The 14,509-nt window shown below is 45.1% G+C and carries 13 protein-coding genes; 10 read left to right on the top strand and 3 right to left on the bottom strand.

The annotated features are described in order from the left end of the window. Positions 1-61: 61 nt before the first annotated feature. Positions 62-706 (bottom strand): winged helix-turn-helix domain-containing protein, encoded by a 645-nt coding sequence (locus tag SPE70_RS01745; protein WP_086512147.1) that lies wholly within the window; start codon positions 704-706, stop codon positions 62-64. Between the two features lie 477 nt (positions 707-1,183). On the opposite strand from SPE70_RS01745, the gene SPE70_RS01740 reads away from it, so the two are divergent. The 10 genes from SPE70_RS01740 to yjeJ all read left to right on the top strand — a co-directional run bounded on the left by SPE70_RS01740 (position 1,184) and on the right by yjeJ (position 12,198). Next, the gene (locus SPE70_RS01740; protein ID WP_022064650.1) at positions 1,184-1,735 is read left to right on the top strand and encodes a fimbrial protein; all 552 of its coding nucleotides are present in this window, start codon (positions 1,184-1,186) and stop codon (positions 1,733-1,735) included. A gap of 67 nt (positions 1,736-1,802) precedes the next feature. After that, entirely contained in the window at positions 1,803-2,492 is a 690-nt protein-coding gene (locus SPE70_RS01735) for a fimbrial biogenesis chaperone (RefSeq protein ID WP_049011389.1), read from the top strand. Positions 2,493-2,548: 56 nt separating this feature from the next. Then, positions 2,549-5,086, top strand: a complete 2,538-nt coding sequence (locus SPE70_RS01730) for a fimbria/pilus outer membrane usher protein (RefSeq protein WP_324726442.1) — start codon at positions 2,549-2,551, stop codon at positions 5,084-5,086. Positions 5,087-5,112: 26 nt separating this feature from the next. Beyond that, on the top strand, positions 5,113-6,123 hold the full coding sequence (locus SPE70_RS01725; RefSeq protein WP_032731760.1) for a fimbrial protein: 1,011 nt from the start codon (positions 5,113-5,115) through the stop codon (positions 6,121-6,123). 276 nt (positions 6,124-6,399) lie between these two features. Further along, on the top strand, positions 6,400-6,789 hold the full coding sequence (locus tag SPE70_RS01720; protein ID WP_032731758.1) for a hypothetical protein: 390 nt from the start codon (positions 6,400-6,402) through the stop codon (positions 6,787-6,789). Positions 6,790-6,849: 60 nt separating this feature from the next. After that, positions 6,850-7,239: a hypothetical protein gene (locus tag SPE70_RS01715; protein ID WP_032731756.1), complete on the top strand. Its 390-nt coding sequence runs from the start codon at positions 6,850-6,852 to the stop codon at positions 7,237-7,239. Between the two features lie 66 nt (positions 7,240-7,305). After that, positions 7,306-7,695 (top strand): hypothetical protein, encoded by a 390-nt coding sequence (locus SPE70_RS01710; RefSeq protein ID WP_032731754.1) that lies wholly within the window; start codon positions 7,306-7,308, stop codon positions 7,693-7,695. Positions 7,696-7,909: 214 nt separating this feature from the next. After that, positions 7,910-9,196, top strand: coding sequence for an HlyD family secretion protein (locus SPE70_RS01705; protein WP_032731752.1), 1,287 nt, complete (start codon positions 7,910-7,912; stop codon positions 9,194-9,196). After that, positions 9,189-11,306, top strand: a complete 2,118-nt coding sequence (locus tag SPE70_RS01700; protein ID WP_032731750.1) for a peptidase domain-containing ABC transporter — start codon at positions 9,189-9,191, stop codon at positions 11,304-11,306. Before SPE70_RS01705 ends, SPE70_RS01700 begins: the two co-directional genes overlap by 8 nt. A 25-nt stretch (positions 11,307-11,331) precedes the next feature. Beyond that, positions 11,332-12,198, top strand: a complete 867-nt coding sequence (gene yjeJ / locus SPE70_RS01695; protein ID WP_040971181.1) for a YjeJ family protein — start codon at positions 11,332-11,334, stop codon at positions 12,196-12,198. Positions 12,199-12,240: 42 nt separating this feature from the next. Here yjeJ and SPE70_RS01690 read toward each other — a convergent pair whose 3' ends face one another. Further along, a complete protein-coding gene (locus tag SPE70_RS01690) occupies positions 12,241-12,594 on the bottom strand; it encodes a DUF4156 domain-containing protein (RefSeq protein WP_004152419.1) in 354 nt (117 codons plus the stop codon). Between the two features lie 260 nt (positions 12,595-12,854). Then, positions 12,855-14,501 (bottom strand): chaperonin GroEL, encoded by a 1,647-nt coding sequence (gene groL / locus SPE70_RS01685; RefSeq protein WP_008807218.1) that lies wholly within the window; start codon positions 14,499-14,501, stop codon positions 12,855-12,857. Positions 14,502-14,509: the final 8 nt, after the last annotated feature.

The following is a 14,509-nucleotide window of genomic DNA, read 5'->3' as shown; positions in this document are numbered from 1 at the left end:
TAGGTAAACAGCTATCAGCTGTCAGCTATCGCATTACGTGATAACCCCCTATTGCGACAAGCTAACGGTGAAGCACCACCAGCACCACGATATTAATCACAATCATCACTACAATCAGCGCGATTAACCAGGTGGGCATTTTAAAAGTTACCTGTAATCGTTCCGATTGTTTTCCTGGTATCTCCACTTTATTCTCTATCAACTCATTGCCCTGAATCGCTAAGCTTTCTGTTAATGGAATAACTACGTGATCGTCAGAATGACCTTTGCTCTCGGCAGTAACGTCGGCAACCTTATTATTTTGATAATGCGTTAATGTCGCCCGATTCATATTCTCGCACTCTTCATCAGAGAGAGGGATGATCAGGGTATCTGGCGCGACGCTAAACCCTTTTTGCCTGACGGTGATAATGATATCCGCCGACAGCCCCGCTTTGAGCAATGATTTTCGCAGCAAAGAGATATTTTGATAGAACGTATTTTGTGACACCACCACTCCCCGGGTTTCCCAAACAGCAGCCAGAAATTCATCCCGCGAAATCACTTTACCGCTATTCTGCAAGAGTAACAGCAAGCATCTGGCAGTGGGCGCATTGAGGCTGACACACTCTCCGTCACCTGAAAGCGGCCACAGCTCATTCATATTTGCATTAAAGATAACTTCATGATTAATCATACACCCATTAAATAACGCAGCGTTATCCATATCCCTGCCCCACGAAAAACCATTATCCATAATAAATTCTAATTAGTTCAGCCAACATGGTCTATGAACATTATCATTTCAAAAAGGAACGAGTTTAGTTCACATTGACCGGCGCCACACAGAATACAGGAGATAAATCAATATGCGACAGTTATCTTGTTTAGCCCCCGCATTTTCAGATTAAATTCACCTCAAATAATGGCAGCATCTCAATCTACTATAAAAGCATTAAATTCAGAGGCATTTCATAAAGAATTCACAAGCATTTTTTGCACCATGCTTTTAAATTACTCCCGCTTTCCCATGGTTCGCTATGGCAAGCGATATCATAGAGCCGGCAATTGCATTGATAAATATCGAGCACACCTCAAACATTTATCAAAATTATCAATAAATGATATGTCATTCACATGATAATAATTAATTATCGGTATCTATGCAGGACTAAGTAACTTTATATTTATATGGACTTGTAAAATGAAAAAAAATGCTAAGCTTCTCGCTGCATTCGTAGCTGCGTCAATCATCTCCTGCAATGCACTGGCAGCTGATGGTACTGTTCAGTTCACCGGTACTATCACCGATGCTTCCTGCGAAACGCACATCGGTAGCCTGACTGGCGGCAGCAACGAAACCGTTGATCTGGGCATTGTACCTGTAAGCAGCTTCTCTGGCGTAGGTTCAACTGCGGCACAAGGCGCTGGCTCTACTAATGTGAAGATTTTCCTGACCGAATGCCCAGCGGGTACTCCGACTCAGGCAACTCTGAAGTTTGATGGCGCTTATTATAATGGCGATAACAGCTACCTGGCATTGGACAGCGGTTCCACAGCGTCTGGAGTTGCGATCCTGCTGTCTAACCCAAGCGGCAATGCGCTGAAGCTGGGTGAGCCGTCTGAGCCGTTCACTCTGAACGTAGGTACCGGTAGCTCTACCGAGCTGAACTTCAAAGCAGCTTATATCCAGCGTGAAACCACCATCTCTGCTGGTACTGCAAACTCTAGCGCTACCTTTACCATTAACTATTAATAGTAGTTAAGACGTAATTTGTGCTCCCATAAATGGGAGCACATCCTCTTTTTAAGCAGAGAAAATTATGCGTATTTTTCTATCATTTTTCCTGTCAATAGTAACGGTTATCTTTAATATTACAAACGCTCAAGCGGGAGTTGTGATTGGCGGTACTCGTCTTGTTTATCCGGAAGGTAAAAAAGAGATAAACATAACAGTCGAGAATAAAGAGAACTTTCCGTATTTGATAAAAACCTTTCTTGAGAAAGGAAGCATTGAATCATCTGCCGGTTATTTTATGATCACGCCGCCACTTTTCCGGCTTGATGCACAACAAAAGAGTGTTTTACGTATCTTCAACGCAAGCAGTGCGATGCCGGCAGATCGAGAATCTCTCTTTTACTTTAACGTAACCTCCATCCCGGCAGCGACAGATGAAGATGCGAAGCAAAATACTTTGCAAATCGCTGTACGTAATCGGATGAAACTATTTTATCGGCCAAAAGCACTTGCCGATGACACACCAGAAAATGTTACAACAAAGTTGACCTGGCAAATAACTGGAGGAAAACTCAAAGTCATAAACCCTACAGGTTACTATATGAATTTTTCTGCTGTAAAAGTTAATAACTCCTTGGTAAAGGATGCGCTATTACTCGCGCCATTCTCAAGTAATGAATATGCACTCCCCAATGGCGTATCAAGCGGGACCGTAATCTGGAAAATCATAAACGACCAAGGCGGTATAGGGCCGGAACATAAAACCACATTATAAAAGTGCATAGACGGAAAAAAAATAAAGCGATACTCGCTAATATAAAGGATTATGCGATGGTTGTTAAATTTAGATACACCACCTATTCTCTTGCGTTGATGAGTGCCTGTCTTACTTGCTTGAGCTCAAATGTCATTGCGCGAGACTTTTTCAACCCGGCATTTTTGAACGGTATGAACGGTTCGGATCGCGTGCCAGACCTCTCAGCTTTTGAGCACGAAAACTCGCAATCTCCCGGTAAATATCGTGTTGATATCATTGTTAATGATGCGTTTATTGATACCCGTGATGTTGAATTTACCACTAAAACAAATTCCAGCGGTAAGGACAGTAGCACTCTCCAGCCATGTTTAAGCGTAAAAGATTTTCGTGCTTTTGGTATCAGAACCGATTCATTTCCAAACTTAATTGATAACACGCTCGGATGTGCAGATATCTCTGTGATTCCTGAAGCGACTTACGAATTTATTTTCAATACGCAAACATTAAGATTTAACTTGCCACAGGCCGCACTGAGTCCTGCTATTCGTGGTTATGTATCCCCGGACCAGTTTGATGATGGTATCACTGCTTTGTTGATGAATTATCAGTTCAACGGTTCTAACAGCTACGCGCGCCGGTCCAATATCAGCGACACAGAGAACTATAATCTCAACATGCAACCAGGCCTCAACCTGGGCCCGTGGCGCTTGAGGAATTATACCACATGGAACAAGTCTGACAGTGATTCAAGCTCAGGAGACTGGGATACTGTTTATACCTATGTAGAACGCAATATTCCAACAATTAAAAGCGTATTAACAATGGGCGAAAGCTCATCTAATGCAGACATTTTTGATAGTGTGCCTTTTACAGGTGCTCAGTTAGCTACTGATGACCAAATGGATGCCGATAGTATTCAGGGATATGCTCCTGTTGTCCGCGGGATAGCCAGAACAAATGCTAAAGTATTAATTAAGCAAAACGGATATTTAATCTACCAATCCTATGTGCGTCCCGGGGCTTTTGAAATTTCTGATATGTACTCTACCGGTGGTAGTGGCGACCTCTATGTTACCGTAGAGGAATCAGATGGTAGTCGGCAAGAGTTCGTTGTACCTTACGCTTCCCTGCCAGTTCTGCGTCGTGAAGGCAGTCTGAAATACAGTATCACTTCTGGACAATATCGCCCCTACGATGGTGCCGTTGACGAGACTCCATTTACACAAGCCACAGCCAGCTATGGTTTACCGTATGGTGCCACCACGTTTGGAGGCTTTCAGTCATCCTCAAAATACCAGTCTGTTGCGGTCGGTATTGGACAAAATATGGGTGATTTTGGTGCGGTATCCGTCGATGTCACGCAAGCGTGGTCAACATTAAAAAATCAGGATAAAACATCGGGTCAGTCCTGGCGCATACGCTATAGTAAAAACTTAACCGATATCGGGACAAACTTATCCATTGCAGGCTATCGCTACTCAACGTCTGGTTATAATACGTTAGGTGATGTGCTAAACAGCTATCGCAATAGCGGTAGTTATTCATACGACCGTGTTCGCAATAGAACAGAAGCGACAATTAGCCAGAATATGGGGCGCTCACTGGGATCATTAACGCTCAATGGTGTAGTTGAAGATTACTGGAATGAAGATCGCCGGAATACTTCACTTAGTGTAGGTTATAACAATACATGGAAACTGGTTAATTATTCACTTAATTATTCATACAATAGATCCTCACAAATCAATGGTGACTCAAATCGACACTACGACAGTGATAAATTATTTTCACTAACCTTAAGTCTGCCATTTAGCAGTTTGTTACCAAATACCTGGGTCACATACTCAATGAATACAGGGAATCCAGGCTCAACAACTAACAGTGTTGGGCTAAATGGCACCACCCTGGCTGATAACAATTTAAGCTGGAACGTTCAGCAATCTTATGATAATGAACAATATGCTAGTGGCAGCGCCGGTATGGATTATAGCGGAACCTATGGAGAAGTTTTTGGCAGCTATGACTATGATCACAATGCGCAGCGCGTAAACTATGGCGCATCAGGCAGCGTTGTTCTTCATGAGAACGGATTAACATTTGGCCAACAATTAGGCGATACTGCAGCCCTGGTTAAAGCACCAGGAGTGACAGACACCCGGATATTAAATGAAACCGGTGTGAAAACAGATTTCCGCGGCTATGCGATTGTCCCGTATCTGACGCCTTATCGTTATAATGAAGTTATGTTGGATAGTGAAACTTTTGCAGACAACGTCGATATGGATATTACAAGTCAAAAAGTTGTCCCCACCCGCGGTGCCATATCCAGAGCAAACTTTCGCGGTAATGTTGGATTAAGAGCAATAATTAGATTGGTTGATACTTTAAATAATCCTTTACCTTTCGGTGCCACGGTATCTGACCCTGCGCAGGAAAATTATAGCAGTATTGTTAACGATAATGGCATGGTATACCTAACCGGACTTCAAGAGACTGGCTCGTTGAAAGTACAGTGGGGTAAAAAATCGACCCAGATGTGTACTGCTGCATTCTCATTACAAACTGCTGCGCAGAACGCAGGGATAACACAGTCTCAAGCGGTCTGCCGCTAATCGGATGCGATAAAAGGATATTGAGCATGAGAGTTACTAGAAAAAATATATTGCATATAAGCCTGTTGCTCGCGGCTACGTCTCTGGCTATCGGCAAGGCTCAGGCGGCAGACTGCTCTGTTTCAGCCAATAAGGTGAATATCACTATTAATTCACTTAAAATCGATCCCGATGCGCCAGTAGGCAGTGTATTAAAAGTACAGCAGGTAAATACCCGAAATTATCCCGCCGCCTTTAACTGTGGAACGCAGGCGCTGTGGTATGGGTCAACGATGGGATCTAATTTTAGTACAGAATCTGCTATTTCAGGAGTTTATGAAACAGGGCTAACCGGTATCGGCATCCGTGTTACGGACATTGTCTATCGTTCACAGTATGCCCCCTACACTCAAAGCCCTGCCATGGGTTCATGGAGCGGTAGCAATGCCACCGGTACGGTAAAAATAGAAATTATCAAAACGGGTGAAATTCCTACTGTTAATAAAGGAAAATTTAAAACAGGTACGCTGGTCACTGCTAAGGTTAATTCACGTGCCACTTCTGTCGGTGCCAAGCAATTTTATGAAATTAACATTGCCAATGGGCCTGCCGGAGGGTGGACGGCGAAAAGTTGTACCTTAAGTAACTCAAACCGTAACCAGACAGTACAGATGGGGACTATCAGTAAGAGCGATTTTAATAGTGGCGGCTACGGTCCGGTGAAAAACTTCAAACTGGTGATTAACTGCCCCGATGGCATCCCAACCGATGCGCCGGTGAAGATTTCCTTCGAGCGAATGACGTCTGGTGCAAGTGACGGCTTTATGGATGTTGATTCCACAGTCGCAAATGCAGCCCAGAACGTAGGTGTTGAGGTCCGGGATAATAATAATACCCTACTTAAATTCTCTTCTGATTATACTTACACCAGTTCAAGCGTAAGTAACAAGGAGCTCACATTACCAATGACTGCCAGATATAAGGCTGCAACCACTGTTGGCAATATCGGCCCAGGAACGGCAAATACGGGCATGACGGTAACCATCGATCAGGATTGATAAGCAACTGTAATAACAAAACCCTCATCTATTGTTGAGGGTTTTGTTTTGTGATGAATTTTTAATATGAATTATTAATTCACATTGCATGAGAATACAGGACCACTTAATTTGTGCGGAAATTTTATGGCAGATAATTTGCTGATAGTGTCCATTCCTCTGCCATCAGAAAACGAATATCTGTACTAATAATATTTATATTAGCTATAGCTATAGGGAGCGTTTCTCCGGCTCTGAAAAACGGAGATTACATTTAACTCATAAAGGAAATAATAAATGAAAGAATTATCTATCATGGAAATGGGTTATGTCTCTGGTGCTGCTGATACCCCAGGGTGGGGTACTGGCTATACCTGGGACTTTAGTTCTACCCAGAGCGCAATTATCTCCCTTGCCAACAACCTCTTTCAGGCTGGAGCAGGCCTGATTGTTGGTGGCGTAGGCGGAACACTTGGCGGTATGGCGACAGGTGCTGCCATCGGCGGAAATACCGGCGGTATGTTAGGCTTCGGTCTGATTGGTGCTCTAGGTGGTGCCATTGTCGGCGGTATTGCTGGCCTGGTTGGTGGCCTGACCGCAGGGCTTTTTGGTGGTTTTGACACCGTTATGCAAATTGCAGAAGACGTACTTTATGCTGGCTTTAATGGCACCTTAGTATTCTGGTAATACAAGACAAATACTAAAACTACCATACGAATCGAAAAATATTATGTGAAGGATATCATAATGAAAGAATTATCTATTATGGAAATGGATTACGTCTCTGGTGCTGCTGATACCCCAGGATGGGGCACCGGATATATCTGGGACTTTAGCTCTGCCCAGAGTGCGATCACCTCTCTAGCCAACAATCTCTTTCAGGCAGGTGCAGGTCTGATTATCGGTGGGGTAGGCGGAACACTCGGCGGCATGGCAACAGGCGCCGCCATCGGCGGCAATACTGGCGGCAATCTCGGATTCGGTCTGATTGGTGCCTTGGGTGGTGCCATCGTCGGTGGTATTGCTGGCCTGGTCGGTGGTCTGACTGCGGGCTTATTCGGCGGTTTCGATACCGTTTTTCAAATTGCCGAAGACGTACTGTATGCGGCCTTCAATGGTACGTTTGTTCTCTGGTAAGCAAACCGAACCAAGCAGATCCTAATTTAGGATTTTTATAACTTTCTTATTGCAAAGGAATTCGCAATGAAAGAATTATCAATGGTCGAAATGGATTGCGTCTCTGGTGCTGCTGATACACCAGGATGGGGCACCGGATATATCTGGGACTTTAGCTCTGCCCAGAGTGCGATCACCTCTCTCGCCAACAATCTCTTTCAGGCAGGTGCAGGTCTGATTATCGGTGGGGTAGGCGGAACACTCGGCGGCATGGCAACAGGCGCCGCCATCGGCGGAAATACCGGCGGTATGTTAGGCTTCGGTCTGATTGGTGCCTTGGGTGGTGCCATCGTCGGCGGTATTGCTGGCCTGGTCGGTGGCCTAACTGCAGGCCTTTTTGGTGGTTACGATACTGTCTGCCAAATTTTCGAAGATGTATTGTACGCAGGGTTCAACGGTACTTTAGTATTTTGGTAATTTAATCAAAATACTATATCGTCAGCTGGGCCGCTGGTCTGGTTGGTGACTTAACCACTGACGTCTTTAGGGGGCTCAATATCGCTTCCCAGATTACTGAAGACATGTTATATGCGGTTTTTAACGCCACGTCTGTACTCTGGGAAACATAAATGCCCCCCTTCATAAGGCCCGCCCTCGGGCCTTTTCTCTCCCATTAAAAAAGTAGACACATATGGCACAAAATATTTATCGCAAGGAAGCGATCGAATATAAAAAATATCACTGGAAGGGCAAAGCACTTCTGTTGGCAGGGATGCCTGCCTGGCTAATTACCCTGCTGGCGTGTACCTTTTTAATCGTCCTAATATTCATGCTGATTTTTTTTAACTATACCCAGCGCATTAATGTGTATGGTGAAGTCGTCACGTTACCGCACTCCATCAACGTTTTTGCTCCGCAACAGGGTTTTGTCGTTAAGCAATTTGTTAACATCGGTGATGTTGTAAAAAAAGGAACTCCGCTCTACGAACTTGATGTCTCCAGACATACCACCAGTGGTAACGTTAGTCTGGCTATGACAGAGGTGATCGATGAAAAAATCAGTAATGCAAAAGAAATTATTCAGAAGATTACCGAAAACAAAAAAGAAACTGTTGATGCGCTAAATGACCAGCTCACCAGCGTAGAATCTTCTCTACATGAAACCGTGCGTATGTTGGCAAATACTCAAGCTGGCCTGAAAAAGATGCGTACCAATCTTTCCAGCTACGATGACTATCTTAAAAAGGGGCTAATTACTAAAGATCAGTATAATTATCAGCATAACCTTTATTTTCAACAGCAGAGTTCCTACCAATCGCTTACCAGCCAAAAAATGCAACTGGAGACGCAGTTAACACAGCTTAAGAGCGATATGGTGACTAAATCTGCTGATTTTGATAACCAGATCTCAAGCCAAAAGAACCAAATCAATGACTATAAAAATCAGCGTGTCGAGTCTAGCGCAAACGACAATGCTATCATTAAAGCAACTGCCGACGGAAAAATAGAATCATTAGCAGTGACTAGCGGTCAAATGGTTGATCGTGGCAGCAGCCTTGCACAGATTAAGCCCATCGGGAATGTTGAATATTATCTAATGCTTTGGCTACCTAACAATAGTATTCCTTATATTAAGGTTGGGGACACCATAAATATTCGTTATGAAGCCTTTCCTTCAGATAAATTTGGACAATTTCCTGGTAAGGTAGCGACTATCTCAACGGTTCCTGCCTCTCGACAAGAGTTACAAGAGTATAACAACGTTGGTAATGCGGCTAACCAACAAGATATCACTTTATATAAGGCCTTAGTATCTATAGAAGACAGTTCATTTCGCTATAACGATAAAGTTTTAACACTTTCAAACGGACTAAAAGCAGAAGCAACTGTCTTCCTGGAAGAGCGACCACTTTATATGTGGATGTTTACTCCTTTCTATAAAATCTCTCACAGTGTAAATGGGCCGATCAATGATTAACGAATTATTTGACAAAATTACTTCTCGCGTAAATTTTTCGTTACGTCGAAAAGCCCCTATTATATTGCAATCCGAAGGCTCAGAATGTGGCATTGCATGTCTGGCAATGATATGTGGCTACCATGGTCTCGAAATTGATTTATTTAATTTTCGTCATCGTTTCGGTAGCGCAACGCAAGGTGCAACACTATTATCACTTAGCAAAACGGCCGAACAAGCGCAACTCAAAAGTCGCGCGCTTTCTCTTGATCTTGATGAAATCCAACAATTGAAACTACCCTGTATTTTACATTGGGATTTAAATCATTACGTAGTACTAGTAAAACGCAAGAAAAATAGTTTCATTATTCACGATCCGGCAATGGGTAAACGTGTTATAGGCATAAAAGAAATGTCAAATCACTTTACCGGCGTTGCACTTGAATTATGGCCTGATAACAACTTTCAGCAGGAAAAAGCAAAAAGTCGCTTACGCCTCATTGACCTGATGAAAAACATCAGTGGTCTAAAAAATGCTTTGCTTAAAATTTTTGCTTATTCGGTTGTTGTTGAAGCAATCAACCTGCTATTACCCATTGGCACCCAACTGGTAACCGACCATGTAATTATTGCTCACGATGAAAGCCTTTTAGCTGTCATCTGCATCGGTTTAGTAATGTTTACGTTATTTCGGACGTTCATCAGCATGTTACGTGCATGGACCTCATTAACATTAAACACCTTAACCAGTATTCAATGGAAAACTACGCTATTTGATCATTTAATGAGCCTGCCACTCTCTTTCTTTGAAAAGCGGCATCTGGGTGATATTCAATCACGTTTTTCTTCATTAGATACAATTCGCTCAACGTTTACTAACAGCATCATCTCCGGATTGATAGACCTGATCATGACTGTTGGCTTAATCATCATGCTGACGCTGTATGGCGGATGGTTGGTCTGGGTAGTGATCGGGTTTACTCTGTGTTACGCCATCATGCGTCTGGCGACTTACCAGTTCTATCGCCGAGTGGCGGAAGAGCAGGTTGTAAAAGGCGCGCGTTCCAGCTCACATTTTATGGAATCATTGTATGGCATCTCTACAATCAAGGCTCTCGATCTTAAAGGGCGGCGTTCGGAACATTGGCTTAACATCAATATTGAAGCCTGTAATGCTGGTATTAAACAAACACGCTTCGATATGCTATTCGGTGGTATAAACACCTTAATTACATCAATAGATCAGGTCGTTATCCTGTGGTTAGGGGCAGTCATGGTTATTGATAACGAAATGACGCTTGGGATGTTTATGGCATTTAATGCCTTCCGTGGCCAGTTCTCGCAACGAGCGTCAAGCCTGGTGGACTTAAGTATGCAGCTACGCATGCTCTCTTTACATAATGAACGTCTCTCTGAGATCGTTTTCACCGAGCCTGAAAAAGAACTCCCGGCCAGGCGTATATTTGAAGAGAATAGAGGTGTCGCCCTCAACGTTCAAAACTTGAGCTATCAATATGATCCGTTTACCAAGCCAATTTTCAGCGATCTTAATATTAATGTCCTACCTGGCGAATCAATTGCGCTGGTCGGTCCCTCAGGTATTGGCAAAACGACGCTCTTGAAAGTGATGTGTGGTCTTCTGACCCCCACTCATGGGGAAGTCGTTGTTGAAGGTTTAGATATCTCAAAAATTGGTTTAAATAACTATCGCATGAGTACAGCTTGTGTATTGCAGGAAGATCGCCTGTTTTCTGGCTCAATTGCGGATAATATCTGTAGTTTTGAAGATAACCCTGACATGGAGTTTGTGATGCATTGTGCCAAACTCAGCAACATTCATGATGAAATCATGAAGATGCCAATGGGATACGAAACCCTGGTTGGGGAATTAGGCCTGGGGATCTCTGGTGGACAGAAACAGCGTCTGCTTATCGCTCGTGCACTTTATCGTAAGCCAAATATTTTATTTATGGATGAAGCTACCAGTCACCTGGATTTGGCTAATGAATCTTATATTAATCAGTCCATATCATCGTTAAGTATTACTCGTATTATCGTGGCACACCGGCCATCAACAATTGCTTCAGCAGATAGAATCATCGATCTCTCTAGCAAAAACATTCATAAATAATTGTTAATCTCAAGGAAGGAGAAAAATGAATAACCTCATTAAAGGCATCAATACCGGAACTATCATGCATGAAGGACATTTATTAGCGATTGTTCTCAAAGTCCGCAATAGTGATGGCATTGATGAATGTTATACAATGCAGCATACGGTCATTCGTGATTTTTTATTAATTACGCAGAATAGACTAATGGCGGTAATGGAGCGACTGCAAAAAGACGGTGAAAAATATAAAACTGTTCTCATCGCGGAAAGCCAGGCTCTTATTAGTCAGTCACCAGTTATGCAACAGGAAGACGTCGAATGTCCCGATCCTGCAAAGCGCATCATGTCAATCGCTTTAAAGAAAGATAGTGAAACCTTTACCATCATCGCTGCTTTACAAAGCGAGCAAATTGTTACCTTACGCTTCAGTAATGGTCAGGCAGAGATCATATTACGCGCAATGATTCAGGCACTACAAAACTCCGGTGATAAAGAAGCGATTCTTCATTTCAGCGGAACCCTTGATTTTATTATGCTCTACGACTGCGAACTTGATGAAAGCGCGACCATGAATTATCAACACTATTCTCATGATGAATGGCGAAAGGCGTTATTTCCCAATCATGTCGCCATTCTGTTTAGCTACCACACCGATGATGGTGAGAAACTACTATGCGGATGTATCGTCAAGACCTACCTCAACGCTAACGATCAGCAAATTCAAAATGTTGCATTACGTATAATGCACCTTATACCTAAATTTCGCGGATATAACGATAAGCATCAGATAAAACGGACGTTTATGCATGACCTCCCTGCCGAAGATGGACAGACGTTATCGGCCGAACAAGGCTTAAAATTCCTGAAAAACTACTATCAGGAAACTAAAGTCTCTTTAGGGATTAAATAACACCACGCCTCTCTCCGCGCTCGCAGAGAGAGGCGTCACGCATCAGTTCGGGCACTTATAAACCTGGCCGTTCATTTCGCTGTCGGTAGGTACAAAGCTCGACAGCAGGTTCTGCGTCGGGCTGCTGACGCCGTAAATCACGTTGCCGCCCATCGCTGCCGCCTGGTTGCGCAGGGCGTTTGCCGCACCGCGCATGGAACCACCCTCATCGCCATTCTGGCCGGAGAGCCAGTTGCTCTGTTTACCCGTCGCGGTCCCTAACAGCTGACACTCTGCGCCCGGCTTCTCCTGCACGAAGCGCACATTCTGGCCGGCAGAGGTTAATTCATTGCTGGAACTGCAACCTGCCAACAGTAAGGCTGCGCCGACAATCCCTGCTAAATATTTTACCTGCATGTTATTCCCCATGATCGATGAGCTGGACGCACTGGCCCGGATGTAAATCTGTCATCCTTCAAACTGCGTCGGCATGAGCCGCGTTCATTTCCTCCCCGGTCGCGCTTGTCAGTTCACGCCCGAAACGGAGGTGCTTGCCGCTCTGATGCAGCTTAAATGATTTTTATGTATAAGCCTTATACTAAAAAGCGCGCCAAAAGAAAAACCCCCAGCCATTGCTGGCCAGGGGTTTCTGCTTTTTTATGCCGTAGAGCGCACGATTACATCATGCCGCCCATACCGCCCATGCCGCCCATACCGCCAGCAGCACCTAAATCAGGCGCGTCGCCTTTCGGCAGGTCGGTCACCATGCACTCGGTGGTGATCATCAGACCAGCCACGGATGCCGCGTACTGCAGAGCAGAACGGGTCACTTTGGTTGGGTCCAGGATACCGAAGTCGATCATGTTGCCGTATTCTTCAGTTGCTGCGTTGTAACCGTAGTTACCGTCGCCAGCTTTCACGTTGTTAGCAACAACAGACGGCTCTTCACCGGCGTTGGACACGATCTGACGCAGCGGCGCTTCCATTGCGCGCAGCGCAACTTTGATACCGACGTTCTGATCTTCGTTCTGACCGGTCAGGCCAGCGAGTTTCGCCGCAACGCGAACCAGCGCTACGCCGCCGCCAGCCACCACGCCTTCTTCAACCGCAGCACGGGTTGCGTGCAGGGCGTCGTCGACGCGTGCTTTTTTCTCTTTCATTTCAACTTCGGTAGCCGCACCGACTTTGATTACTGCCACGCCGCCAGCCAGTTTAGCGACACGTTCCTGCAGTTTTTCACGGTCGTAATCGGAGGTCGCTTCTTCGATCTGCTTACGGATCTGAGCTACACGGCCCTGGATTGCAGACTCTTCGCCAACGCCATCGATGATGGTGGTGGTGTCTTTGTTGATAACCACGCGTTTCGCCTGGCCCAGATCTTCCAGAGTCGCTTTTTCCAGCTCCATACCGATCTCTTCAGAGATAACGGTACCGCCAGTCAGGGTAGCGATATCCTGCAGCATGGCTTTACGACGGTCGCCGAAGCCCGGTGCTTTCACCGCAGCCACTTTAACGATGCCGCGCATGGTGTTAACCACCAGGGTCGCCAGCGCTTCGCCTTCAACGTCTTCAGCGATGATAACCAGCGGTTTGCCAGCTTTCGCTACGGCTTCCAGAACCGGCAGCATTTCGCGGATGTTGGAGATTTTTTTGTCAGCCAGCAGGATGAACGGGCTTTCCAGCTCAACGGCACCGGTGTCCGGCTTGTTGATGAAGTACGGAGACAGGTAGCCACGGTCGAACTGCATACCTTCAACTACGTCCAGTTCGTCTTCCAGACCGGTACCGTCTTCAACGGTGATCACGCCTTCTTTACCGACTTTATCCATCGCTTCCGCGATCAGTTTACCGACGGTTTCGTCGGAGTTAGCGGAGATGGTACCAACCTGAGCGATAGCTTTAGAGTCAGAGCACGGTACGGACAGCGCTTTCAGTTCTTCAACGGCGGCAATGACAGCTTTGTCAATACCACGTTTCAGATCCATCGGGTTCATGCCTGCTGCAACAGCTTTCAGGCCTTCGTTCACGATAGCCTGAGCCAGCACGGTTGCGGTGGTGGTACCGTCGCCTGCCGCGTCGTTCGCTTTAGAGGCAACTTCTTTCACCATCTGCGCACCCATGTTTTCGAACTTGTCTTCCAGTTCGATTTCACGAGCAACGGAAACGCCATCTTTAGTGATGGTCGGCGCGCCGAAGGATTTGTCCAGAACCACGTTGCGGCCTTTCGGGCCCAGGGTCACTTTAACTGCATCTGCCAGTACGTTTACGCCGCGCAGCATTTTTACACGAGCGTCGTTACCGAATTTTACGTCTTTTGCTGCCATTTCTTTTA

Origin of the sequence: Klebsiella sp. ZJOU C1, assembly GCF_035620215.1 — a bacterium.
Classification (GTDB): Bacteria; Pseudomonadota; Gammaproteobacteria; order Enterobacterales; family Enterobacteriaceae; genus Klebsiella; species Klebsiella variicola.
The sequence above is the reverse complement of the archived record's forward strand: the minus strand, read 5'-3'. Positions and strand labels throughout refer to the sequence as shown.